This window comes from Lentzea pudingi (assembly GCF_014646255.1).
Classification (GTDB): Bacteria; Actinomycetota; Actinomycetes; order Mycobacteriales; family Pseudonocardiaceae; genus Lentzea; species Lentzea pudingi.
This window is the reverse complement of sequence record NZ_BMNC01000002.1, coordinates 858,905-883,078: the sequence shown is the minus strand read 5'-3', so window position 1 is coordinate 883,078 and position 24,174 is coordinate 858,905. Positions and strand designations below refer to the sequence as shown.

Sequence of the window (24,174 nt, the reverse complement as noted above, 5' to 3'; positions counted from 1 at the left end):
CTAAGCCTGCCTCATCACTCTGCGCGCCCGCAGTGTGGTTGCACAGATCAGGAGCAACACGACGGCGACGGGCACGCCGAAGACCCACTCGCCCGACCAGTCGTTGCGGTCGGCGAGCAGCGGCCGCATCAGCGGGTGCCGCAGGACGGTCGCCGGTCCGGGTCGCACCTTCTTGTCCTGCTCACCTCGCACGACGATCCGCAGCTGTGCGCCGTCGGGGCAGGTGACGTGATGCGCGAACATCGGGTTGTCCGGCCCCGGCACGTCCTCGACGCTGGTGATCACGCACGTCTGGGGCGTGCCGAGGATGTCCATCAGCGCGCGGTGGCCGTCGCCGACCAGCACCGCCGTGCCGGGGATCACGACCATGAACGCGGGCAGCACGAGCCACGCCGGCCCGAGCTTGCCGACGCCCCACGCGAACGCGAGCGACAGCAGGCAGGCCGGCACGAGGACCGCGAGCTCGTACTGCTCGGGCACCACGGCACCCAGCACGACCGCGGCGGCGACGGCGGCGAGCCCGATCACGATGAGTGGTGCTGGCCGCGTCACGGCTGCTTCCTGAGCAGCCAGGCGACCGGAACGAGGAGTGTCATCGCTCCGGGGACGCTTGTGACCAGGAGGAGGTTCCATCGGGTGCTGTCCGCCCAGTCCGGCAGCAGCGGCGGACCTGTCAGGACGTCGGCCTGGCCGGTCTTCAGCCGGTCGTTCCAGTCGCGGTCCAGCTCGACCTCGCCGCTGGGGCAGGCCAGCACGTAGTCGACGCCGGGGTACTTGGTGAACGGGTGCTCTTCTTTCGAGGTGACCGTGCAGTGCTCGACCTGCCCGCCGCGTTGCAGGAGCACGCTGTGCAGGCCGAAGATCAGCACGAACGGCGCCAGGAGCCCTAGGGCGAACGCGGGCAGCGCGACCCACTTGCGCTGGGAGAGGCCGCTGACGCCCAGTGCGTACGCGAGGCCGCCGAGCAGTCCGACGAACACCAGCCCGTAGGTCAGCGTGATGCTCACGCCGACGCCGAGCGCGAGGGCGGCCAGGCCGCCGAGGATCAACAGCCAGGGTGCTTTCACCGGCCGGCCCAGTCCTGCCAGACGGTCCTGCGCGAAACCGCGGTTTTCACTCTGAGCCGCTGGACGAGGGTCGCGGGGAGCCTGAGCAGCACCTCGCCCAGGACCTTCGCGCGCAGTCCGAACCGGAAGTTGGCGGCGTCCGGGACGTTCCCGCGCAACGGCAGCAGCGCCGTGATCGCCCCGAACCGGGCGAGCTGCGTGAACGCCGTGGAGGCGGGGGCGCAGCGCAGCAGCATCAGCAGGCGGTTGCGTTCGTTCCAGCGGTGGAAGAGCGTCGAGCCGGGACGGGTGCTGGCGCCGTGCCTGTGGCGCACCTTGGCCGGTCCGACGGAGATCACCCGGTGGCCGGCCAGCCGCAGCCGCCAGGCCGTGTCGGTGTCCTCGTAGTAGCAGAAGAAGCTCGCCGGGACGCCGCCCACGGCTTTGAGCTCCTCGGTCCTGAGCAGTGCCGCGCCGCCGCAGAACCCGAACACCTCGCGTCCGGCGAGCACGACGTCCTTGCCGTGGCCGTCCGCCGTCAGCGCCACGCCGACCGACTGCGTCGAGCCGTCCGTGAGCAGGATCGACGAGGTGGCGGCGGCCGCGCCGGGGTCGCCGTCGAGAGCGCTCTCCAGCTCGGCGAGCCACGACGGGTCCGGCGCCGCGTCGTCGTTGAGCCACGCGACGTACGGGGTGTCGACCATGCCGAGAACGGCGGCGAGCCCGCCCGCGTAGCCGCGGTTCCTCGGCAGCCGCACGACCTCGTGCCCGCTGATCAGCTCGGCTGTGCCGTCGTCGGACGCGTTGTCGACGATGATCGTCCTATGTGGACTCTTCTGGGCCTTGAGGGCGTCCAGGCACGCCGTGATGTGGTCACGGCCTCGCCACGTCACGACCACCACGGTGCTGACTGCCGACACGGCGTGAGACGGTACGCGACGTGCCCGAGCTGGTAGTGCTGACCGAGCAACTCAACGCCCCGGTCCCCGGCGGGACCGGCCGGTACACGGCGGAGCTGCTCGAGGCGTTGGGGAAGAGCGCCCCCGACGGCTGGTCCGTGACCTCTGCGGCGACCTCGCGCGCCGATCGCGTGATCAGGGTGCCGCGCCGGGTGCTGGTGGCGCTGTGGGAGCGCGGCCTGCCACCGAAGCTCGGCCCGCACGTGCACGCCCCGACGCCGCTCGCGCCGTTGCCGGGCGCCGTCGTCACCGTGCACGACGTCGTGCCGTGGACGCACCCGGAGACGCTGACGCCGCGAGGAGTGGCCTGGCACCGCAAGGTGATCGAGCGTGCCGCACGTGAGGCGCGCGCTCTGGTGGTGCCGACTTCCGCTGTCGCGTCTCAGTTGGCGGAGCGCGTGCGGGTGTCCGTTCCGGTCCACGTCGTGCCCAACGGCGTGACGCGGCTGGCCGGTCCGCGGGCGGACGACCTGCCGTCCACGTACGTGCTCGCGGTCGGCACCGTGGAGCCGCGCAAGGGTTTCGAACTGCTCGTGCGCGCCACTGAACGGCTTCGGGTGCCGTTGGTCGTCGTCGGCCCGCAGGGCTGGGGCGGCGTCGACCTGAGCGCACCGCACGTGACGTTGCTCGGCAGGGTCTCGGACGCGCGGCTCGCCTCCGTGCTGGCCGGTGCCACCGTGCTCGCCGCGCCCAGCCTGGCGGAGGGTTTCGGGCTGCCGGTGCTGGAGGCGATGGCGGCGGGGGTGCCCGTCGTGCACTCCGACGACCCGGCGCTGGTGGAGGTCGCGGGAGGCGCCGGAACCGTCGTCCGGCGTGGCGATCTGGCCTCGTTGACGGAAGGTCTGCGGGCCGTTCTGGCGGATCCTCATCACACGGTCGAGGCCGGGATCACCCGCGCGAGTGAGTTCACCTGGGAAAAGACGGCGCAGGGTGTCTGGCGCGTTCACACTGGACAACCAGATTAGTGCGTTCCCGCTAAACGCTTTCGCAACTGACATTACGCTAGCTGATCGTGCCCACTGCCGAACCCAGCGTGCTGATCGACGCCACCGCGATCCCCGCAGACCGTGGTGGTGTCGGCCGATACGTGGATTCGCTCGTCGCGGCACTGGACGCGGACGGCGCCACTCTCTCCGTCGTGTGCCAGCCGCGTGACGAGGAGCTGTTCACCAAGATCGCGCCCAATGCCCGCGTGATCCGCGCCGCTGACGCCGTGGCCACTCGAACAGCCCGCCTGGCCTGGGAACAGACGACGCTGCCGCGCCTGATCCGCACCCTCGGCGTGGACGTGGTCCACTCCCCGCACTACACACTCCCGCTGGCCGGCAAGGCCGCCTCGGTCGTGACGCTGCACGACGCCACGTTCTTCACCGACCCGGTGCTGCACTCGTCGGTGAAGGCCCGCTTCTTCCGGGCCTGGACCCGAGCGTCTCTGAGACGCGCGGACCTGTGCGTCGTGCCGTCCCAGGCGACAGCCGACGAACTGGTCCGCGTGGCCGCCGCAGACCGCCGCGTCCTGCACATCGCCCAGCACGGCGTGGACACCGAACGCTTCCACCCGCCGTCACCGGACGAGGTCCTGTCCGTGCGCCGGACGTTGCAACTGGGCGACGAGCCCTACGTGGCGTTCCTGGGGGCTCTGGAGCCGCGCAAGAACGTTCCCGCGCTGATCCGCGGCTTCGCCCAGGCGATGGTGGGCCGTGCTTCGCCACCGGCCTTGGTGCTGGCCGGCCAGCCGGGCTGGGACAGCCAGGTCGAGCGCGCCCTGGACGCCGTGCCGCACCGGATCCGCGTGATCCGGGCCGGGTACCTGCCGTTCGAGCAGCTGGCCGGGTTCCTGGGAGGGGCCGAGCTCGTCGCCTACCCGTCGCTGGGCGAGGGGTTCGGGCTTCCGGTGCTGGAGGCCATGGCCTGCGGGGCCTGCGTGCTCACCACCCGGCGGCTGTCGTTGCCGGAGGTCGGGGGCGAGGCCGTCGCGTACTGCGGCGTCGGGGCCGGGGACATCGCCGCCGCCATCGGGGACCTGCTGGACGATCCGGCGCGGCGGGCTTCGCTCGCGGCTTCCGGGCAGCAGCGGGCCAAGGACTTCTCCTGGGCCGTCAGCGCTGATCGCCACCGGCTGGCGTACGAGCGGGCGATGGTGGTGCGTCGCCGGCGCTGACCCCTATGCGCTGACCCCTATGCGCTGACCCCTGTGCGCTGACCCGGTGCGGTGCGCTGGTGTCGACTCGCGCGGCGCTACTGTGTCGCGCGTGAACTACGGCGACGGACTTGGTGTCGTGACGGTCACGTACTCGCCGGGCGAGACGCTGGCTCCCTTTGTGGACACCCTCGACAAGGCCACCTCCCGTTCGGTGCAGGTGATCCTCGCCGACAACGGGTCCACCGACGGGGTGCCGGAGGCTGTTGCCGGCTCCCGTTCGCACGTCACTTTTCTGCCCACTGGTGGGAATCTCGGTTATGGCGGTGGGGCCAATCGTGGGGTTGCGGCGTTGGGGCCCGATGTCGGGTGGGTGTTGATTTCCAACCCTGACATCGAGTTCGCGCCCGGGAGTGTGGACGCGTTGATCGCTGCTGCTGAGCGGTGGCCTCGGGGTGGGATGTTTGGGCCGTTGATCCGGGAGCCCTCCGGGGAGGTCTACCCGTCTGCTCGGCTGTTGCCGTCGTTTGGGCGTGGGGTCGGGCATGCGTTGTTCGGGGCTGTGTGGAAGTCGAATCCCTGGACTCGGGCCTATCGGCAGGAGAAGGCGCCTGTCGAGCGGGTTGCCGGGTGGTTGTCCGGGTCCTGTTTTTTGATGCGGCGTGAGGCTTTCGACTCCGTCGGCGGGTTCGATGAGCGGTACTTCATGTACTTCGAGGATGTTGACCTCGGGGAACGTGTTGGTGCTGCTGGGTGGTTGAACGTTTACGTGCCTGAGGCTGAAGTTGTGCACATCGGGGGGCACTCGACTGCTCGGTCTTCGGATCGGATGTTGCGGGAGCATCATCGGAGTGCTTATCGGTACATGGCTGATCGGCATGCTGGGGTTTTGTGGGCGCCGTTTCGGGTGGCGTTGAGGGTTGGGTTGGGGTTGCGGGTGAAGATTCTCACTCGTTCTTCTCGGTGATGCTGCTTGGCTGAAGACCCTGGGGCTCCGCCCCAGACCCCGCCAATCTGATCCAAAGCCGGGGTCCACGCCCCGCGTAGGTAGATGGCACGCCTGTTGCTTTGGGCGGAGGCGCGTTGCTTGGTTTGGTTGCGTTGGTGGGGTGGCTTCGTCACGAGTCGAGCCAAGAGCGGGCCACATCAGGGAAGGGGTGTCAACCCGACGAAAAGCGTGTCGGGTTGACACCCCTTCCCTGATGCAGCAAGAGCTATGGCACGACTCGTGACGAAGCCACCCCACCCAGTGTGTTTGGTAAGGACGGCTCGCCTGCGGCATCGCGTGTGGGCGGGGCTTGCCGTGGCTGCGTGCTCTGACGGCTCGCCTTCGGCATCGCGTGCGAGCAGGCGGTTCCTTGACGTCGCGGGAGTGTCAGACCTCATCGCTATCTTGGGTCGCGGGGGACCGAAATCTACGGGGGACCCCTGCGTCAGCCTGCCTGCGCGGTGCGCCGGGGGTCACATGTCGCCGCTCAGCCGTTGCGTCAGCGAGTTGCGGGATTGCTGGTGATTCGAGACCGTCGGGATCAGGCCCGGGCGGACCACCTGCGTGATTTCCGCGTCATCTGCCGGGTGCTGTTGCTGGGGCATCGGCTGCGTCTGCGGGGGGTGGTGCGGTGCCTGTTGCGGTGGGCGCGGGGGCTGGTGGTGGCCCATCTGGGCGGGCTGCAAGATCATGGTCGAGTCCGGGTCTCGGCGTGGGTCCACCGCGTTGACCAGCGAACGAGGGACGCGTTGCGTGTCCGAGGAGTCCATCGGGGACGTCATGTTGTCCGGCGTCACGATGTTCCGCCCACGTGCGCGGGCGCGGGCGAGCATGGCGTCGGCCCGGTCGCGGGGGTCCATGTCGGATTTAGCTCCTTGCCGGGACCAGATCCCATATGACGATCTGCTTCGTGTCAGAGTATTCCGTCGAACGGCTCGCTGTAACGCGGAGGAGGAAAAAGGTGCACGGCGTCGAAGCTGTGGTGCTGGTCGGGGGCAAGGGCACCCGTCTTCGCCCGCTGACCCTGTCCGCTCCCAAGCCCATGCTCCCTACCGCGGGGGTGCCATTTTTGACGCACCTGCTGTCGCGGATCAAGGAGGCCGGCATCACGCACGTGGTGCTGGGTACGAGTTACAAGGCCGAGGTGTTCGAGGAGTACTTCGGGGACGGATCACGGCTCGGGCTGGAGCTCGAGTACGTGGTCGAGGAGGTGCCGCTGGACACGGCCGGGGCGATTCGCAACGTGGCGGACAAGCTGCGTGAGGGGGACGTGATGGTCTTCAACGGCGACATCCTGTCGGGAGTCGACCTGACGGGGATCGTTGAGACGCACCGCAAGCACGAGGCGGACGTGACGCTGCACCTGGTGAAGGTGGAGGACCCACGTGCGTTCGGGTGTGTGCCCACGGACGACGAGGGGCGCGTCCAGGCGTTCCTGGAGAAGACCGAGAACCCGCCCACGGACCAGATCAACGCCGGTTGTTACGTGTTCCGGCGCGAGGTGATCGACGCGATTCCCGCCGGACGGCCGGTGTCGGTCGAGCGGGAGACGTTCCCCGGGCTGCTCGAGGCCGGGAAGAGGTTGCAGGGGCACGTGGACGCCACGTACTGGCTGGACCTCGGCAAGCCCGAGGCGTTCGTGCAGGGGTCCGCGGACCTCGTGCGCGGCGTTGCGCCGTCTGCGGCAGTTGCACAGCCCGGTGACTACCTGGTGCTCGACAACTCCGCGGTGCACGAGGGTGCCACGCTCCGAGGTGGCAGCACGGTCGGTGCGAACTGCACGGTTGCGGACGGAGCCGTGCTCGATGGCGCGATCCTGTTCGACGGGGCCGTTGTCGGTGAAGGTGCCGTGGTCGAGCGTTCGATCGTGGGTGCCGGTGCGCTCGTGCAGGCCGGTGCTGTCCTCAGGGACGCCGTAGTAGGTGACTCCGCGGTGATCGGTGCGCGGTGTGAGTTGATCGGTGGAGCGCGGGTCTGGCCGGGCGTGGTGTTGCCCGAGGCCGGGGTGCGCTTCTCGACGGATGCCTAGCAGAGCTTGGACTCCACCGTTCCCACTCGACCTGGGCGCGGTGCTCGGCAGGCTGCGCCGCGGACCCGGCGATCCGTCCTTCAGCGCGGAGGGCGGCGTCTGGTTCGCGGCGAACACGCCGTGCGGACCCGGCACGGTGCACATCACCAGGACGAACGGTGAGGTGCTGGCGGAAGCCTGGGGTGAGGGCGGGCCGTGGCTGCTCGACGGTCTGCCCGCCCTCCTCGGCGCGGACGACACGGTGGACGAGTTCGTCGCCCACCACCCGATCATCGCCGAGGCGCGCATGCAACGGCCGGGGCTGCGGCTCGGCGCCACGAACCGCGTCTGGGACCTGCTGTTCGCCTCGATCCTGGAGCAGAAGGTCACCGGCGTGGAGGCCTTCCGGACGTGGCGCGAGCTCGGGCGCAGGTTCGGTGAGAGCGCTCCCGGACCGAAGCCGCTCAAGGTTCCCCCGACGCCGCAACGATTGCTGGGCCTGCAGGACTGGGAGTGGCACCAGTGCGGGCTCGACGGGGCCCGCAGGAGGACGCTGATCAACGTCGCGCAGGTCGCGCACCGGCTGGAGAAGGCCGCCGAGACGCGCAGCCGCGAGCTGCTGGAGAAGGTGCCCGGCGTCGGCGTCTGGACGTCGGCCGAGGTCGCGCAACGGGCCTGGGGCGACCCGGACGCGGTGAGCGTCGGCGACTACCACGTCGCCAAGAACGTCACCTGGGCGTTGACCGGAAAACCAGGTGACGACGACGCCATGATGGAACTGCTGGCGCCCTACCAGCCGCAACGCCACCGTGCCGTCATGTACCTGGTGGCGGCGGGCATGCGACGGCCGCGACGAGCCCCGAGGTTCTCGCCGCGCGACTACCGGAGGTTCTAGGTTCTTGGCGAAGCGGCGGTACGTGGCGAAAGGCGTTCCCGGTGGCTACCGGATCTGGAACACCAAGTCGCGGCGCTGGTGGGGCGACCTCTACGAACTGTGTCCCGACGACCTGCTCGCCGAACTGAACGGCGGCGCTGATCCCGCGCGGATCACCGCGCTGACGAAGCGGTACCGGGCGCTCAAGCGCTAACGCAGGCGTGCGAGAGCGCTCTCGATCAGCGGGTGCAGGTCGTCCACGTTGTCCGGCAACGAGTCCAGCGGCCACCACTGCAGGTCGACCGACTCCGCCGACCGCACCGGCTGCGCACCGACGGGGGCGCGCACCAGGAACCGCACGTCGAAGTGCCGCGTCGGCTTGCCGAGCGAGCACGTGATCGGGTGCACGTCGAGGTGGATCGGCGTCGGCTCGATCCGCAGCCCGCGCATGCCGGACTCCTCGGTCGCCTCGCGCAGAGCGGCGGCGGCCAGAGAAACGTCCTCGGGCTCGCAGTGGCCGCCCAGTTGCAGCCAGCGGCCCACGCGCGGGTGCAGCGTCAGCAACGCGTGCTCCGCCGTGGCGTCCAAGACCAGTGCGGAGGCCGTGAGGTGGCCGGGCTCGCAAGAGCGCTGGCAGGCGTCTTCACGGGCCGCCAGGAAGCCCAGGTAGGCCTCGCGCAGGGCGTCCTGGCCCGCGAACCGGCTCAGCGTCGAGACGGCGTCGGCGTGCAGCGTCACAGTTCGATCAGCCCTTCCAGCGGCTCGCGCGGCGTCAGCGGTTCGGCCGGGTGCCCGACCGCGACGGCGCCCAGCGGTTCCCAGTCGTCCGGCACGCCCAGCACGGAGCGCACGAGGTCGGCGCAGAAGATCGTCGACGACACCCAGCACGAGCCGAGCCCCTCGGCGGCCAGCGCCACCAGCAGGGCCTGCACGGCGGCGCCGCCGGCGACCGTGAACATCGTCTTCTCGGCGTCCGCGCGGCGTGCGTCGGGGTAGGAGTGCGCGCCGTCGCGCACGAGGAACGGCACGATGATCTCCGGTGCCTCCACCAGCAGGTCACCACGGCGCACCCGGCGTGCGATCTGGTCAGGAGTGAACCCGTCCGCGCGCAGATCGGTCTCCCACTGCGCGCGCATGGCCTGCAAAAGCGCAGAACGCTTCTCCCGCACCAGCACGAACCGCAGCGGCTTCGTGTGGTGCGGCGCGGGCGCGGTCAACGCCGCACCGACGGCCCGTCGCACCACCGCGAGATCAACCGGCTCGTCCGAGTAGAACCGCACGGACCTGCGCATCAGCACGGCCTGAGCGCGGCCCAGGGCCAGCGCCTCCTCCGTGCCGAGGCTGAAGAGGTCCTCCTCGACCGGCCGGTTCAGGTCGCGCGCCGTGGAACCGTCGTCCACCACGTCGAACCCGCGCAGCACCGCCACCGGCACCGCGCCGAGCTTGCCCTTCACCAGGTCGGCGGCCGCGGCGATCTCGTCGGCGATCGCAACCATCGTCACCGCGAGCTCGTTGCCGTGCTCGTCCACCGCGCCCGCGTAGTCGTGCAGCACGCGGATGCCGGACGCGCCGATCGCGGCGTCGGTCTGGCCCATCCGCCACGCGCGGCCCATCGTGTCGGTGACCACCACGGCGACCTCGACACCGAGCGAGGCCTTCAGCGCGGAGCGCAGGGAGGCCGCGGAGCCGTCCGGGTCGACCGGGAGCAGCGCGATCTCGTCGCCCGCCACGTTCGAGGCGTCGACGCCGGACGCGGCCTGCACGATGCCGAGCTTGTTCTCGGTGATCAGCGTGCGCATCTTGCGGGCCAGCACCCGCACGGACTCCGCGTCGACGTGCTCGCGGCGGATGCGGTCCCGCTCGAGGGGATCGGCCGGCACGCGCACGAGCCGTCCCTCTACTTTGGACAGGATCTTGGACGTGACGACCAGCACGTCGCCGTCGCGCAGCCAGGGGGCGGCAGAGGCGATCGCGCCCGCCAGGTCGTCGCCGGGGCGAAATTCCGGCAGGCCGGCGACCGGCAGCAGTTCCAGCGCCGCCGCGGCGTGATCAGTCAACTTCGACCCCGGCCAGTTCCAGCGCGTCCCGGGCCATCTGCGCGGTCGTGTCCACATCGGACATCAGCAGCGGAACGGCGCGCACTGCGACACCCGGCACGTCAGCGCGGTCACCGGTGTGCACCAGCCACGCGTCGAGGATGCCGTCCTCGGAGCACTTGCGGGAGCCGTAGAGCCGCCCGACCGCCTCGGCCGACGTTTCCACGCCGATCGCGTCCAGACAGGCGTCGGCCATGCCCCGCAACGGTTTCCCGCCGATGATCGGGGAGAGGCCCACGACGCCCGCTTCGGTCTTGCGCAGCGCGTCGCGCACGCCGGGCACGTTGAGGATCGTGCCGACGCTCACCACGGGGTTGGACGGGGCCAAGATCACCGCGTCCGCCTCGCCGATCGCGTCCAGCACGCCGGGCCCGGCGGTGGCGGTCTCGGCGCCGACGAACGCGAACGACTGCGCGGGCACGCCGGCCCGGTGCTTCACCCACCACTCCTGGAAGTGGATGGCCTTCGTCTCACCGTCGAGCTCCACGACGACGTGGGTCTCCACCCGGTCGTCGGACATCGGCAGCAGCTTCACGCCCGGCTTCCACCGGTCGCACAGCGCCTCCGTCACGGCGGACAGCGGGTAGCCGGCGCGCAGCATGCGGGTGCGAACGAGGTGCGTCGCGATGTCCCGGTCGCCCAGGCCGAACCACGTCGGTTCGGCCCCGTACGCCGCGAGCTCCTCCTTGACGGTCCACGACTCGTCCTCGCGACCCCAGCCGCGTTCGACGTCGATGCCACCGCCCAGCGTGTACATGCAGGTGTCGAGGTCGGGCGTGATGCGCAGCCCGTGCATCCACATGTCATCGCCGGTGTTCACCACCGCGGTGACGTCCGCTCCGAGAGCTCTGAGTCCTTGCAGGAACCTCGCGCCGCCGACCCCGCCGACGAGTGCTACGACCTTCACGCCCGCCCATGCTTCCACAGCGCCGGTTCGCGCTTACAGGTAGCGCCAGAACGAGAACGTCCGCGAGCCGTCGAACGCCGAGAACGGGTCGCCGCCGATGAGCTCGAACACCCAGGTCGACGCCTCGAAGAACAGCTGGCTGACGGCGGAGAAGCCGATCAGGACGGCGAACAGGACCAGCGGCGCCCACGGCCGGGCCTTCGCGCCGAACTTCTGCGCCTCGTAGGGCAGGAACGGTTCCAGGGCACCCCAGCCGTCCAGACCGGGAATCGGCAGGATGTTGAGCACGAACGCGAACACCTGCAACAAAGCAAGGTACGAAATCGCGGCGGCGAGCGCGGCGGGCGGCGAGAAGACCGCGACGACGAGGGCGAGCAGCACGCCGATCACGAGGTTCGAGATCGGGCCCGCGAGTGAGACCAACGACTCGATCTTCTTGGACCGCAGGGCGTGGTGGTTGATCCACACAGCACCACCCGGAAGTGGGATTCCGCCCATGACCAGCAGCACGAGCGGCAGCACGATGCTGAGCACCGGGTCGGTGTAACGACGGATGTCGAGGGTCAGATAACCCTTGTCACGTACGGAGAAATCGCCGCCCTTGTACGCGACGGCGGCATGCCCGAACTCGTGCAGGCACAGCGTCACGGCCCACCCGGCGAGGACGAACAGGATGGTGCCCGACTTGATGGCGAGGTCACCTTCGAGCAGGGTGAGAGCAGCTCCGGCGACGGTTGCCGCGAGCAGGCCGAGGAACAGTGGACTGGGGCGCACTGCTGATCGCTTCACCCCTCCAGTGTGGCGTGTCGGCCGGCGTGGTGGGCCGTTCGGGGACGGGTTGTGGCACCTGAATCACCGTCTGTGCAGTCAGTCAAGGTTTTTGCGGCCATCCGCGCGAATATCCCCCGACGTGTGGACTCCGCTTGACCGCTCGCTGTGACGCAGGTGTAATCACATCGGTGTCATTCGTCGTTGTGGGAACGGCGTATGGCGTCCGCCAACCGGGGAGAGCGGAAGGCGAGGAGGCGGACGAAATGCAGGAATTCGAAGAGCTCGAAGAAGATCACGTCACGCAGCCGGTCGTACAGGGCGAGCTATCGTACCTGTTCGACCCTGCCGACGAGCAGGACTGGCAGGAGCGCGCGCTCTGCGCCCAGACGGATCCCGAGGCGTTCTTCCCCGAAAAGGGAGGGTCGACGCGGGAGGCCAAGCGCATCTGCCTGGGCTGCGAGGTGCGGTCGGAGTGCCTGGAGTACGCACTCCAGCACGACGAACGCTTCGGCATCTGGGGCGGTCTCAGCGAACGAGAGCGCCGCAAACTGAAGAAGCGAGCCGTCTAGTCAGACAGAAGCGTGATCTTTCTGCCTTAACTTGAGGGCGTGACAAGTCCTCACCCGAGGCTCAGGACAGCGCCGGTGCTGTGCGTCCTGGTCTGCCACGACGGCGACCAGTGGCTCAGCACGGCGCTGTCTGCCTTGCGGCGTCAGCGAATTCGTCCCCGGCACGTGATCGCGGTCGACACCGGCTCCACGGACGGGACGGCAAAAGTCCTGGCCGAGGCTGAAGACCTGCTGGACGGTGTGCTGACAGCGCCGCGCGGCACGGGCTTCGGCACCGCCGTGCGCATCGCCGTCGAGCACGCCGTCGAACGGTGGGGTGACCCGGGCAGGTGGCTGTGGCTGCTGCACGACGACAGCGCGCCCGAACCGGACTGCCTCGCGTCTTTGCTGACCGCGGCCGAAGTGTCCCCGTCGGCCGCCGTGCTCGGTCCTCTGTGCCTCGATTGGGTGGATTCTCGTCTGGTCGTCGAGGCAGGTCTCTCGACGGATTCTTCAGGACATCGACAGACTGGTCTGTCGTCCGCCGAACATTCCGCATCGTTTCAGCAGAGCACCGAGGTTCTCGCCGTCTCGTCCGCGGGTTCGTTGATCAAACGTGAGGTTTGGCACTCACTCGGCGGTTACGACGAAGCGATGCCACTGCTGCGCGACGACGTCGACTTCGGCTGGCGCGCTAATCGCTCGGGTCATTTGGTCCTGTGCGTACCCGTCGCACGCATGCGACATGCCCGCGCCGCAACTAAAGGCGCACGCCGTTTGGACGCGGCGATGGCACGGCCCGGTCCGTCATTTCGTGGCGTCGACCGCGCGCACGGCATGCGCACTTTCTTGGTCAATTGTTCAACTTTGTCGTTTCTCGCAGGACTTCCGCGGCTGCTGTTCCTGTCGCTGCTGAGGGCCCTCGGCTTCCTGCTGCTACGGCGTTTCGCGGACGCACACGCCGAGGTCGGTGCGGCCCGCTACCTCCTGACGCGCGGCCGGCTGCTCGAAGGACGTCGTGCCCGTCGCGGGTCCGCCGTGGTGCGCGGGCTCTTCACCAGCAGACTCACCCGGCTGCGCAACGCGGTCCGCGCCGGGACGGCCTTCCTGATCCGCCGCCGGGTCGAGGCCGACGCCGCGCTGGGTCGTTTGCCCGCAACCGATTCCGGTTCGACGTGGCTCGAACCGTCCGAAATGGACTCCCGGCTCGTCGGCCCCGCCGCGCTGCCGGCCGGTGCCTCACGCGGACGTCCGCGCGTCGCCGGTCTGCGCCGCCCGCCCGTCGTCGTGTCCGTCGACGCCGCACTGCCCGGTGCCCTGCGCCCGTCCCCGCGCCCTCGTCCGTCACCGGGTCCGCGAGCGGCGCCCGGCGTGGTGTTCGTCGAGGTCGACCAGTCGCGGGTGCTGCGCTCGCTCCTGCTCTCGCCACCGGTCCTGTTGCTGCTGGGGCTCTCGGTCGTCGCGGTGATCGCGAACTGGTCGAGGCTCGGACTCGACCTCGCGGGCGGCCGGCTGCTCCCGGTCGGCTCGGCCGGGGAGGTCTGGTCGACCTACCTGTCCTCGTGGCACCCGGTCTTCGGTGGCACCGCGGCTCCGGCGCCCGCCGCCCTGGCCGTTCTGGGACTGATCCCCGGCGGACCGTCGTTCGCCGTCGCCCTGCTGTTGCTCGGTGACATCCCTCTCGCCGCGTTGTCGGCCTACATCGCGTCACGCGGCTTGCGCGTACGGCGTTCCGTGCGCGCGGTGGCGGCGGCCTTCTACGGCCTGCTGCCAGTTGCCACGACCGCCGTCGCCGAGGGCCGGTTGGACGTCGTCGTCGTGCACATCGTCACGCCCGTGGTGTTCGCCGGCGTGTACGCGGTCCTGCGCGCGTCCTCCACGCACGCCTGGCTGCCCATGGCCTCCGGCACCGCCATAGGTGTCGCGGTCCTCGGAGCCTTCTCGCCACTGACGCACGCCGTGGCGATCGTCGGCGCGTTGGGCGGATTCATCGCGGTGACCGGCGGTGCGCGCCGGATCGCGGCTCTGTTCGTGATCGTGCTTCTGCCGATGGGCCTGCTTCTGCCGTGGCCCGCCGTCCTGCTGCAACACCCGGAGATGGTTCTCAACGGCCTTGGTGCCGCGTTCGAGTCGCCACCGCCGAACCTGATCGTGTGCTCGGTCTTCGTGGCCGCCGCGTTCGCCGCCGCCGTCCTGCGCCCGAACGCGTCGATGCTGCCCGGCCTGACGGTGGTCGTGCTGGCCATCGGGGCCCTCGCGGCGGTGGCCGCGGTGGGGGCCTGGCCGGGGACGCCGCTGGTGATCCTGGGCTGGGGTCTCATCTGCGTGGTGCTCGCCGGGTGTCAGCGCGGGGTGCCGCCGGGCATCGCCGCACAGGCTCGGGTGCGCAGGGCCGTCTACGTCGTCGGCGTGGTGACGCTGGTCAGCGTGGGCGTCGCCGGGCTCCTGGACCTGCGGTCCGGGCCGCTGAAGGCCGACGGCGGGGTGGCGTTGACCACGTCGCTGACCGCCGAGCTGGAGCGCAGCGGGCGTTCGGTGCTGATCCTCGGGCCGACCGCCCGGCAGGTCGCCGGCCGGATGCCCGCGTTCGGCGACGACGACCTGGTGCCCACCGTCTCGTCGCCCGCCCGGTTGCGGCGGTGGAACTCGACGCTGCTGGACGGGGCCGCCCCGGCCGTGAAGGTGGCGCTGGGACAGGCGGCCTCGTCCGGGGTCACGTTCCTGGTGCTGCCCTCCGACGAGGCTTCGGCGAAGATCCGGGCGGCCGCCGGGGAGCTGGTGTCCGAGGCACCGCGGGCGACGGACGGACGGCCCGTGCTGCGGGTGCGGCTGGCCGCCGACACCGGGGTGTTGCTGGCGCCCGATCTGGCCAGGCGTGCCCGAACGGGTGGAGAACCGCCGTCGGAACTCGCGGCCGAGGGGGTGGCGCCGGTGAACGTGTCGCTGCCCGACGTGGCCGTGAAGGTCTCGCCCGGCGGTGAGGGACGGGTGCTCGTGCTGGCCGCCGAGGACGAGCCCGGCTGGCAGGTCACCGTGGACGGCGCCCAGGTGCCCGTCGTGCGGGCCTGGGGGCACCTGGTCGGGGTGCCGCTGCCGTCGGGAGGGGCGGAGGTCCGGGTGTCGATGTCCACGACGCTGCGGGACTTCCTGCTGCTCGGGCAGGCGGCCGCGGCGCTGTTCACGCTGCTGACCGCCATCCCCACCCGCAGGCGCGGGGTGTGAGAGGGGTCTCAGCCCTCGTCGACGACGTCCGGGTCGAGCCCCAGGTAGTTCGCGATCTGTTCGACCAGGACGTCGTGCACCAGGTCGGACAGGTCGGCGCCGTCCTTCGCGCGCGCCTCGAGCGGGCGGCGGTAGAGCACGATCCGGGCACGGTTGTCCGAGCCGGCGGGCAGCAGGCGGGCCAGGGGGACGTTGCCGTCCTCCACCACGCCGTCCTCGCCCTCGACCTGGACCTCCGGCACGTCGTCGACCGCCACGTCGAGCTGGGTGAGCTCGGTGCGCCAGCGGGTCTCGATGGGTTCCAGCGCCTCGATGACCAGCGCGTCGAAGCGTTCGGCGCGGGAACGGGCCGCGGGGAGGGTGGCCGGGTAGAGCGGACCGCGCAGGCCTCGCCCGTGCCGGTCGCGGTTGCGTCGGCGCGGCGAATCCTGCCGCTGTGTACCCCGTGCCATCACCACAACCCAGCAGCCTAGTTGTTCCCCCGGACGACTAAACACAGCGTGCCTCACACACAGCCTCCCGTGGACGCGCTATCGTCCCCGATCGTGCGGAGCGTGAGACGGTGCTCGCGAACCGGGTGTGCTAACCCGGCTGTCGCCACGCTCACCTACGCCTATGCGGACTCCACCGCGGTCGTCGGGCCGCTTGCCACGTACTCCGAACCACACAGTTACGACCTGTGTGAGGAGCACGCGTTGCGGCTCACGGCGCCTCGTGGCTGGGAGGTCGTGAGGCATCAGGGTGAGTTCGCGGCGCCCGAGCCGACGGTGGACGACCTGACGGCGTTGGCCGAGGCCGTGAGGGAAGCTGGGCGGGCTGATGTGAGCCCGAAGCTGCCCGACGTGCCTGCGGGCTCTCACAGGCGTGGCCACCTGCGGGTATTGCCTGATCCGCACGAGGACTGAACGACCACACGCACCGCTAATCTTCTCGCCGGTAGGCTGCCCGGACAGTGGCCGTCAAGAGCGAGTTTCGGGAGTGTGCGGCGTGCGTGACCTGTCCGGCATCGTCAAGGCGTACGACATCCGCGGGGTGGTCGGCGAACAGCTGGACGCCGGCCTGGTCCGCGACTTCGGCGCGGCTTTCGCGCGACTGGTCGGTGGACCGACCATCGTGATCGGTCACGACATGCGCGACTCGTCGCCCGAGCTGTCGCGTGCGTTCGCCGCGGGAGCCCAGGCGCAGGGCGTGAACGTGATCAGCATCGGCCTGGCCAGCACGGACATGCTCTACTTCGCGTCCGGCAAGCTCGACCTGCCGGGTGCCATGTTCACCGCGAGCCACAACCCGGCGCAGTACAACGGCATCAAGCTGTGCCGCGCGGGCGCGTCGCCGGTCGGCCAGGACACCGGTCTCGGCCAGATCCGCGAGGACGCCGAGAACCAGGTCGCCGACGCCGAGGGCGTGGAGCCGGGCACGTTCGAGGAGCGCAACATGCTCGTCGACTACGCGGCCTACCTCAACGAGCTGGTCGACCTGAAGAGCATCCGCCCGCTGAAGATCGTCGTGGACGCGGGCAACGGCATGGGCGGCTACACGGTGCCGCAGGTCTTCGAGGGCCTGCCCATCGAGGTCATCCCCATGTACTTCGAGCTCGACGGCAGCTTCCCGAACCACGAGGCGAACCCGCTCGACCCCAAGAACATCGTCGACCTCCAGGCCCGCACCAAGGCCGAGGGCGCCGACGCCGGTGTCGCGTTCGACGGCGACGCGGACCGCTGCTTCGTCGTGGACGAGAACGGCGACCCGGTCAGCCCGTCCGCGATCACCGCGCTGGTGGCCGTGCGCGAGCTCGCCAAGGACCCCGGCGGCACGATCATCCACAACCTGATCACCTCGCACGCCGTGCCGGAGATCGTCAGCGAGCACGGCGGCAAGCCCGTGCGCACGCGCGTCGGCCACTCGTTCATCAAGGAGGAGATGGCCAAGACCGGTGCCATCTTCGGTGGCGAGCACTCGGCGCACTACTACTTCCGCGACTTCTGGAAGGCCGACACCGGCATGCTGGCCGCGCTGCACGTGCTGGCCGCGCTCGGTGAGCAGGACGGCCCGCTGTCCACGCTGACCTCGGTCTACAACCGCTACGCCGCCTCCGGTGAGATCAACTCGACGGTGCGGGACCAGGCCGGCCGGATCGCCGCGATCAAGGACGCGTACGGCTCCAAGGACGGCGCCACGGTCGACGAGCTGGACGGTCTCACCGTGCAGCTGGCGGACGGGTCGTGGTTCAACCTGCGTGCCTCGAACACCGAGCCGCTGCTGCGCCTGAACGTCGAAGCCGCCACCCCCGAGGCCGTCGCCGCGCTCAGCGACGAGGTCCTCGCGATCGTGCGGGCCTGAGGAGAACATCGTGGCCGTCAAGCTCGAAGAGCAGTTGCTGGAGATCCTCGCCTGCCCGTGCCCCGAGCACGCGCCGCTGCAGGTCGGTACGCCGTCCGATCCGGAGGCGGACTTCCTCACGTGCACCGCGTGTGGTCGTTCGTTCCCCGTTCGCGACGGCATTCCGGTCCTGCTGCTGGACGAGGCGGTCGAGCCGCCGTCGGCTGGGTGACGTAGGTGCTCGACGACACGCTGCTCGACGACTCGAGCCGGCTCGCCGACGCCGACACGGGTGGCTGGCTGCGTGCCGCCGCGCGGGCGGGGGCACAGGTCCGTTCCACCGCCGAGGCCGCGGCCGAGGCGGGGGTGGAGCGGATCTTCTCCGAACGCCCGCGCGCGGTCGTGCTGATCACCCGGCCCGGCAACTCGCAGGCGGTCGCCAACGTCGTCACGGCGTTGCTCGGGCCGAGTTGCTCGGTGCCGGTCGTGGTGGCCGACGAGGTGCCGCCGTGGGTCGGCGCGCTCGACGTGGTGCTTGCGCACACCGAGGAGCCCGGTGACCGGGTGCTCGCCGAGTCGATCGACAGGGCCGTCCGCAGGGGCGCCAGGACGCTGCTGACGGCGCCGGACTCCGGTCCGATCGCCGCGGCCGCCGCCGGGCGCGCCGTGCTGCTGCCGCCCCGCGTCGACGTACCGCCGGGCTTCAGCTTCCCGCGCGCGCTCGCCGCGTGGCTCCTGGTGCTGCACTCGCTGGGGTTGCTGAAGGCCGACGTCGACCTGATCGCGGACGAGCTCGACCGCGAGGCCGAGCGCGACCACCCGATGCACGAGTCGTTCGTGAACCCGGCGAAGTCGCTCGCGCTGCGCGTCGCCGACCGCACGCCGCTGCTGTGGGGCCTCGACGAGGTCGCCACGTCGGTGGGCGTGCACGGCGCGAACGTGCTGGCGGCGTTCGCCGGTGTCGCCTGCGACGTCGCCGGGTATCCGCAGGCACTGACCCGATCGGTGCTGCACCGCCGCGCGGTGCGGGGAACCTCCGGTGCGGATCTCTTCGCGGACCCGGACGACGAGCCGGGCAGTGGACTCGTGCGCGTGCTGTTGCTGGCCGTGCGCCAGGGCCCGGTGGCCGAAGCCGTGAGGCACGCCGCCGAGGACGCCCTGCCGGGAGCCGACGTGCTGGAGCCGGCCGTCGAGGTGGCGGGAGGCGACGCGGTCAGCGCCGCACTCCTCGCGCTCCGCTTCGAACTGGCCGCGCTGTACCTCGGGCTCGCCGCCGGGAATCTCGGCGGCAACCCGTACTGATTTGGGAGCTGACTTAGAAGTGGACCTGCTGCACAACGCGGTAAGGCCGTACGCGTGGGGTTCACGCACGGCCATCGCCGAGCTGCTCGGGAGGGAGGTGCCCGCACCCCATCCCGAGGCCGAGCTGTGGATGGGCGCCCACCCCGGCGACCCGTCCAGGGTGGTCGGCCCGGACGGTGCCGAGCGGTCGTTGCTCGACCTGCTGACGGCCGACCCCCACGGCCAGCTCGGCCCGCGCGTGGCCGAGCGGTGGGGCAGCAGGCTCCCGTTCCTGATCAAGGTGCTCGCCGCCGACGAGGCGCTGAGCCTGCAGGCGCACCCGTCGGCCGTGCAGGCGGCGGAGGGCTTCGCCGCCGAGGAGAGGCGGCTCGTGCCGCTCGACTCGCCGGTGCGCAACTACAAGGACCCGGCGGCCAAGCCGGAGCTGATCTGCGCCCTGACCGAGTTCCACGCCCTCGCGGGTTTCCGGTCTCCCGAGCGCACGGTCTCGTTGCTCCGCACGCTGGACGCGCCCGCGTTGGCGCCGTACACCGAGATGCTGGTCGCGCAGCCGGACTCGTCGGGCCTGCGCGCGCTGTTCACGATGTTGATCACGCTGCCGCAGACGTCGCTGTCGTCGCTGCTCCCGCAGGTCCTCGACGCGTGCGTGCTGCACGTGAAGGAGCACGGCGAGTTCGACATGGAGTGCCGCACGATCCTCGAGCTGGGGGAGTCCTACCCCGGCGACGCGGGCGTGCTCGCGGCGTTGCTGCTCAACCGCATCGTGCTGCAGCCGGGCGAGGCCATCCACCTGCCCGCCGGCAACCTGCACGCGTACCTGCGGGGAACGGGCATCGAGATCCTGGCGAACTCGGACAACGTCCTGCGCTGCGGCCTCACGCCGAAGCACGTCGACGTGCCCGAGCTGCTGCGGGTGCTCGACTTCACCTGCGGTGACATGGAAGTGCTGCTCGGCGAGGAGGTCCAGCCCGGTGTCCGCGTGTACCGCACGCCGGCGCCGGAGTTCGAACTGTCCAGGTTGGACCTGGCCGGCGAGACGAGGATCGACCACGAAGGTCCGCAGATCATGATTTGCACCGAGGGTGCCGTGGTACTCACGAACGCCCGCGGCGACGAGCTCGGACTGACCCGTGGACAGTCGGTCTGGCTGCCCGCCTCGGACCCGGCCGTGCTCGTGCGGCCGGATGGTGTTGAATCCGCTGAACTTTTCCGCGCGACAGCGGGAACGGACTAAGGTTCACCACCGGACAAACCGGACCGGTTCTCAGCAAGGAGACAGCGTGTCAGCAGGGGGCGGAACCAAGGCCATCGTCGCGGCTTTGGTGGCGAACGCCGGTATCGCGGTGGCGAAGTTCGTCGGATTCTTGATCACCGGCTCGTCGTCGATGCTGGCCGAGTCGGTGCACTCGGTCGCCGACACGTCGAACCAGGGGCTGCTGCTGCTCGGCCAGAAGACGGCCCAGCGCAGGGCGACCAAGCTGCACCCGTTCGGCTTCGGCCGCGACCGCTACTTCTGGTCGTTCGTGGTGGCGCTGATGCTCTTCACCCTCGGCTCGGTGTTCGCGCTGTACGAGGGCATCCACAAGCTGCAGCACCCCGAGGAGTTGTCCAGCCCGCTCGTCGCCGTCGGCATCCTCGTCGTCGCGATCGGCCTGGAGTGCTACAGCTTCTACACCGCGATCGTCGAGTCGAAGAAGATCAAGGGCGACGCCACCTGGTGGCAGTTCATCCGCAACTCCCGCACGCCGGAACTGCCGGTCGTGCTGCTGGAGGACGCGGGCGCGCTGATCGGTCTGATCCTGGCACTGATCGGTGTCAGCCTCGCGACGATCACCGGCAACCCGGTCTTCGACGCACTCGGCACGGTCGCCATCGGTGTGCTGCTGGGCGTCATCGCGATCATCCTGATCATCGAGATGAAGTCGCTGCTGATCGGTGAGGGCGCGTCCGACAAGGACCTCGACGTGATCATCGACGAGCTGGCCGCCGGCAAGGTGCAGCGCGTCATCCACATCAAGACCCAGTACATCGGCCCGGACGAGATGCTCGTGGCGGCGAAGATCGCGCTGGAGCCCCGCCTGCCGCTCGACGAGGTGGCCCAGGCCATCAACGACGCCGAGCAGCGGGTGCGGGCCAAGGTGCCGCACGCCCGGTTGATCTACCTGGAGCCGGACCTGGACCGCTCGACGGTCGCCAGCTCCTGATCTGTTCCCTCGAAGCCGCTCCGGGTCACCGCCCGGGGCGGCTTCGTCGTTCCCGGGACAAAACGCCGGACAACCTGCGGACAAGAGCTATGGGCATCTCACCTGGTGGATACCTCTAGGGTGGGCCGAATCGGGTTCCATCAGGGAGGAATGCACCATGCCGGGAAACGGGTTGTGGCGCACGAAGTCGATCGAGCAGTCGATCTCGGACACGGACGAGCCGGGCACCAAGCTCCGCAAGGACCTGACGGCGTGGGACCTCACGGTCTTCGGTGTCGCGGTCGTCATCGGTGCCGGCATCTTCACGCTGACCGCGAGCACCGCGGGCAACATCGCGGGGCCGTCGGTCTCGCTGTCCTTCGTGCTGGCGGCGATCGCGTGCGCGCTGGCCGCGTTGTGCTACGCCGAGTTCGCCTCGACGGTGCCGGTCGCGGGTAGCGCGTACACCTTCTCCTACGCGACGTTCGGCGAGTTCGCCGCGTGGATCATCGGGTGGGACCTGGTGCTGGAGTTCGCGGTCGGCTCGGCCGCGGTCGCCAAGGGCTGGTCCGCGTACCTGCAGACCACGTTGGGGCTCATGGGTCTCGACGTGAAGACCGAGGTCGGCGACGGCATCAAGTTCGACTGGGGCGCGGTGCTCCTGGTCGCGGTGCTCACGGTCCTGCTGGTCATCGGCACGAAGCTCTCGTCCCGCGTCAGCGCGGTCATCACGGCCATCAAGGTCGCGGTGGTGCTGCTCGTGATCGTGCTCGGCATCAGCTACATCAAGGCCGAGAACTACACGCCGTTCATCCCGCCGGCCGCCGAAGGTGGCCCTGCCGCGCACACCGGCGTCGAGCAGTCGCTGTTCTCGCTGATCACCGGTTACTCGGGCAGCACGTACGGAGTGCTCGGCATGCTGGCCGCGGCGTCCATCGTGTTCTTCGCGTTCATCGGCTTCGACGTCGTGGCGACCACGGCGGAGGAGACCAAGAACCCGCAGAAGGCGGTGCCGCGCGGCATCCTCGGCTCGCTCGCCATCGTCACGGTGCTCTACGTCGCCGTCACGCTGGTGATCACCGGCATGGTCCCGTACAAGGAGCTCGCGACCCAGCCGGACGGCACGCGCGCGACGCTCGCCAGTGCGTTCGCGGAGAACGGGGTCGACTGGGCGGCAACGGTGATCTCGATCGGCGCGCTCGCCGGTCTCACCACCGTCGTCATGGTGCTGATGCTCGGCCAGAGCCGCGTGCTCTTCGCGATGTCGCGCGACGGCCTGCTGCCGCGCAAGCTCGCGAAGACCGGCAGCCACGGCACGCCGACCCGCATCACGATCATCATCGGTGTGCTGGTCGCGGTCGCCGCGGGCTTCTTCCCGGCGGGCAAGCTCGAGGAGATGGTGAACGTCGGCACGCTGTTCGCGTTCATCCTCGTGTCCGCGGGCGTGCTGGTGCTGCGCAAGACGCGACCGGACCTGGAACGTGGATTCCGCGTGCCGCTCGTGCCGTTGGTGCCGATCCTCGCGATCCTCGCCTGCCTGTGGCTGATGCTGAACCTGACCGCGCTCACGTGGATCCGGTTCCTCATCTGGATGGCGCTCGGTGTCGTCGTCTACTTCGTCTACAGCCGCCGCAACTCGGTGCTGGGCAAGACCGGTCAGAGCAAGGTCGAGCCCGAACCGGTGGTCAAGCGAGGCGAAGAACCCGGCATCTAGCTCGCACCAACTAATCTGCGCACCATGGAAAACGCGCGGTGGCTCTCCGAGGAGGAGTCGGGCGCCTGGAACCATTTCGTCCAGGCGTACCACCTCCTCGAGAGGCAGATCGAACAGCAGTTGCAGCGCGACGCGGGTCTCTCGCACGCGCAGTACAACGTGCTGATCGTGCTGTCCGAACGTCCGGACAACCGCATGCGCATGACCGAGCTGGCCCGCAGGGTCGTGGTGTCGAAGAGCTCGCTGACCTACCAGATCGGCAAGCTGGAGAAGGCGGGACTCGTGCGGCGCGAGCCGCACGAGTCCGACGAGCGCGGCATCCTCGCCGTGCTGACCGACGCGGGCAAGGACCTGTTGCGCACCACCGCGCCCGGTCACGTCACCACGGTCCGCGAGTACCTGATCGACCTGTTCACGCCGGAACAGCTCGCGCAGCTGGGGTCGTTCATGAAGGTCGTGCAGGAGAAGGCGGACGACTAGAGCGTCAGCAGACCCCGTTCGTCGAGCCACTCGGCGACGTCGTCCGGGCCTTGCCGCGTCACGTCCAGCTCCAGCACGGGCAGGATCGACTTCGCCGCGAGCTCACGGAGTTGGCGCTGCTCCTCGACGAACGGTTCCAGCGAGTCGTACTGCTTCGGGTTCGCGCTGATCTTCAGCCGTTCTTCCCGTGCCGCCTCGAACGTGTCCTCCGGCCGCGTGCACAACACGATCGCGAAGTTGAGCGGCTTCAGCCGTTCCTCCAGCCAGCCGAAGTCGAACTCACGCCCCTGCCGTGCCTGGTAGGCCAGGGTGGACAGGTGGAACCGGTCGACGATCCACGAGTAGAAGCGCTGCAGTTCGAACATCCGCACCCACGTCTCGTAGGTCTCCATCGCGTGCGCGGTCTCGTCCGGCGCGAAGTCGATCAGCCCGCGTCCCCACGGTTCGTTGCTGAACCCGCTCCACTCACCCGAGATCAACGGCGAGTGGTACCGGTACCTGCGGTGACCGACCAGACGCGGGTGCTCGTTCAACGCGAACGCCAGGTCCGTCTTGCCGGTCAGCCGCGTGCCTTCGAGGATCACCTTGGGCGTGAGCTTCATGGTGGTTAGCTAACC

General features: G+C 69.8%; 26 protein-coding genes. 16 read left to right on the top strand and 10 right to left on the bottom strand.

From position 1 onward, the window contains the following. From IEY88_RS09960 to IEY88_RS09950, 3 genes are read right to left on the bottom strand one after another with little or no spacing between them, the layout of a single operon-like run. Positions 1-552 (bottom strand): hypothetical protein, encoded by a 552-nt coding sequence (locus tag IEY88_RS09960; RefSeq protein WP_189154313.1) that lies wholly within the window; start codon positions 550-552, stop codon positions 1-3. Beyond that, on the bottom strand, positions 549-1,067 hold the full coding sequence (locus IEY88_RS09955; RefSeq protein WP_189154312.1) for a hypothetical protein: 519 nt from the start codon (positions 1,065-1,067) through the stop codon (positions 549-551). Before IEY88_RS09955 ends, IEY88_RS09960 begins: the two co-directional genes overlap by 4 nt. Further along, the gene (locus IEY88_RS09950) at positions 1,064-1,966 is read right to left on the bottom strand and encodes a glycosyltransferase family 2 protein (protein WP_229693219.1); all 903 of its coding nucleotides are present in this window, start codon (positions 1,964-1,966) and stop codon (positions 1,064-1,066) included. The genes IEY88_RS09955 and IEY88_RS09950 overlap by 4 nt, the downstream gene beginning before the upstream one ends. Before the next feature lie 20 nt (positions 1,967-1,986). Between IEY88_RS09950 and IEY88_RS09945 the strand changes: the two genes are divergently transcribed. From IEY88_RS09945 to IEY88_RS09935, 3 genes are all read left to right on the top strand, one after another. Beyond that, a complete protein-coding gene (locus IEY88_RS09945; protein ID WP_189154311.1) occupies positions 1,987-2,970 on the top strand; it encodes a glycosyltransferase family 4 protein in 984 nt (327 codons plus the stop codon). Positions 2,971-3,038: 68 nt separating this feature from the next. Further along, positions 3,039-4,166, top strand: coding sequence for a glycosyltransferase family 4 protein (locus IEY88_RS09940; protein WP_189154550.1), 1,128 nt, complete (start codon positions 3,039-3,041; stop codon positions 4,164-4,166). A gap of 91 nt (positions 4,167-4,257) precedes the next feature. After that, on the top strand, positions 4,258-5,112 hold the full coding sequence (locus IEY88_RS09935; RefSeq protein WP_189154310.1) for a glycosyltransferase family 2 protein: 855 nt from the start codon (positions 4,258-4,260) through the stop codon (positions 5,110-5,112). Positions 5,113-5,606: 494 nt separating this feature from the next. Here the strand turns inward: IEY88_RS09935 and IEY88_RS09930 are convergent, their stop codons facing one another. Continuing rightward, positions 5,607-5,993 (bottom strand): hypothetical protein, encoded by a 387-nt coding sequence (locus IEY88_RS09930; RefSeq protein WP_189154309.1) that lies wholly within the window; start codon positions 5,991-5,993, stop codon positions 5,607-5,609. 101 nt (positions 5,994-6,094) lie between these two features. Between IEY88_RS09930 and manB the strand changes: the two genes are divergently transcribed. The 3 genes from manB to IEY88_RS09915 are packed head-to-tail and all read left to right on the top strand — an operon-like array spanning position 6,095 to position 8,229. Next, positions 6,095-7,162, top strand: a complete 1,068-nt coding sequence (gene manB, locus IEY88_RS09925) for a mannose-1-phosphate guanylyltransferase (protein WP_229693218.1) — start codon at positions 6,095-6,097, stop codon at positions 7,160-7,162. Next, a complete protein-coding gene (locus IEY88_RS09920) occupies positions 7,155-8,036 on the top strand; it encodes a DNA-3-methyladenine glycosylase family protein (protein ID WP_189154307.1) in 882 nt (293 codons plus the stop codon). The genes manB and IEY88_RS09920 overlap by 8 nt, the downstream gene beginning before the upstream one ends. Positions 8,037-8,040: 4 nt before the next feature. After that, the gene (locus IEY88_RS09915; protein ID WP_189154306.1) at positions 8,041-8,229 is read left to right on the top strand and encodes a hypothetical protein; all 189 of its coding nucleotides are present in this window, start codon (positions 8,041-8,043) and stop codon (positions 8,227-8,229) included. Here IEY88_RS09915 and IEY88_RS09910 read toward each other — a convergent pair. From IEY88_RS09910 to IEY88_RS09895, 4 genes are read right to left on the bottom strand one after another with little or no spacing between them, the layout of a single operon-like run. Further along, positions 8,226-8,753, bottom strand: a complete 528-nt coding sequence (locus IEY88_RS09910; RefSeq protein ID WP_189154305.1) for an NUDIX hydrolase — start codon at positions 8,751-8,753, stop codon at positions 8,226-8,228. The genes IEY88_RS09915 and IEY88_RS09910 overlap by 4 nt on opposite strands. Continuing rightward, complete coding sequence (locus IEY88_RS09905) at positions 8,750-10,072, bottom strand: coenzyme F420-0:L-glutamate ligase (protein ID WP_229693217.1); 1,323 nt, start codon at positions 10,070-10,072, stop codon at positions 8,750-8,752. The genes IEY88_RS09910 and IEY88_RS09905 overlap by 4 nt, the downstream gene beginning before the upstream one ends. Continuing rightward, a complete protein-coding gene (cofD, locus tag IEY88_RS09900) occupies positions 10,065-11,018 on the bottom strand; it encodes a 2-phospho-L-lactate transferase (protein WP_189154303.1) in 954 nt (317 codons plus the stop codon). Before cofD ends, IEY88_RS09905 begins: the two co-directional genes overlap by 8 nt. Before the next feature lie 33 nt (positions 11,019-11,051). Further along, entirely contained in the window at positions 11,052-11,807 is a 756-nt protein-coding gene (locus IEY88_RS09895) for a site-2 protease family protein (RefSeq protein ID WP_189154302.1), read from the bottom strand. A 245-nt stretch (positions 11,808-12,052) separates the two neighbouring features. Here IEY88_RS09895 and IEY88_RS09890 point away from each other — a divergent pair, with 245 nt between their 5' ends. Together IEY88_RS09890 and IEY88_RS09885 are read left to right on the top strand one after the other, a co-directional pair. Further along, on the top strand, positions 12,053-12,358 hold the full coding sequence (locus IEY88_RS09890) for a WhiB family transcriptional regulator (protein WP_051784712.1): 306 nt from the start codon (positions 12,053-12,055) through the stop codon (positions 12,356-12,358). Positions 12,359-12,397: 39 nt separating this feature from the next. After that, positions 12,398-15,559: a glycosyltransferase family 2 protein gene (locus IEY88_RS09885; RefSeq protein WP_189154301.1), complete on the top strand. Its 3,162-nt coding sequence runs from the start codon at positions 12,398-12,400 to the stop codon at positions 15,557-15,559. Positions 15,560-15,567: 8 nt separating this feature from the next. Here the strand turns inward: IEY88_RS09885 and IEY88_RS09880 are convergent, their stop codons facing one another. Beyond that, positions 15,568-16,011 (bottom strand): metallopeptidase family protein, encoded by a 444-nt coding sequence (locus IEY88_RS09880; RefSeq protein WP_189154300.1) that lies wholly within the window; start codon positions 16,009-16,011, stop codon positions 15,568-15,570. Positions 16,012-16,104: 93 nt separating this feature from the next. On the opposite strand from IEY88_RS09880, the gene IEY88_RS09875 reads away from it, so the two are divergent. The 8 genes from IEY88_RS09875 to IEY88_RS09840 all read left to right on the top strand — a co-directional run bounded on the left by IEY88_RS09875 (position 16,105) and on the right by IEY88_RS09840 (position 23,557). Beyond that, positions 16,105-16,464, top strand: a complete 360-nt coding sequence (locus IEY88_RS09875; protein WP_189154299.1) for a DUF3499 domain-containing protein — start codon at positions 16,105-16,107, stop codon at positions 16,462-16,464. Between the two features lie 82 nt (positions 16,465-16,546). Next, on the top strand, positions 16,547-17,899 hold the full coding sequence (locus tag IEY88_RS09870) for a phosphomannomutase/phosphoglucomutase (RefSeq protein ID WP_189154298.1): 1,353 nt from the start codon (positions 16,547-16,549) through the stop codon (positions 17,897-17,899). 10 nt (positions 17,900-17,909) lie between these two features. Further along, on the top strand, positions 17,910-18,110 hold the full coding sequence (locus IEY88_RS09865) for a Trm112 family protein (protein WP_189154297.1): 201 nt from the start codon (positions 17,910-17,912) through the stop codon (positions 18,108-18,110). 5 nt (positions 18,111-18,115) lie between these two features. Further along, positions 18,116-19,180, top strand: a complete 1,065-nt coding sequence (locus IEY88_RS09860) for an SIS domain-containing protein (protein WP_189154296.1) — start codon at positions 18,116-18,118, stop codon at positions 19,178-19,180. Between the two features lie 19 nt (positions 19,181-19,199). Then, positions 19,200-20,414: a mannose-6-phosphate isomerase, class I gene (manA, locus tag IEY88_RS09855; RefSeq protein WP_189154295.1), complete on the top strand. Its 1,215-nt coding sequence runs from the start codon at positions 19,200-19,202 to the stop codon at positions 20,412-20,414. 46 nt (positions 20,415-20,460) lie between these two features. Next, positions 20,461-21,384 (top strand): cation diffusion facilitator family transporter, encoded by a 924-nt coding sequence (locus IEY88_RS09850; RefSeq protein ID WP_189154294.1) that lies wholly within the window; start codon positions 20,461-20,463, stop codon positions 21,382-21,384. A 157-nt stretch (positions 21,385-21,541) separates the two neighbouring features. Then, complete coding sequence (locus IEY88_RS09845) at positions 21,542-23,077, top strand: amino acid permease (protein ID WP_189154293.1); 1,536 nt, start codon at positions 21,542-21,544, stop codon at positions 23,075-23,077. A gap of 24 nt (positions 23,078-23,101) precedes the next feature. Continuing rightward, a complete protein-coding gene (locus IEY88_RS09840; protein WP_189154292.1) occupies positions 23,102-23,557 on the top strand; it encodes a MarR family winged helix-turn-helix transcriptional regulator in 456 nt (151 codons plus the stop codon). On the opposite strand, the gene IEY88_RS09835 is transcribed toward IEY88_RS09840, so the two are convergent. Beyond that, complete coding sequence (locus tag IEY88_RS09835; protein WP_189154291.1) at positions 23,554-24,159, bottom strand: hypothetical protein; 606 nt, start codon at positions 24,157-24,159, stop codon at positions 23,554-23,556. The genes IEY88_RS09840 and IEY88_RS09835 overlap by 4 nt on opposite strands. Positions 24,160-24,174: the final 15 nt, after the last annotated feature.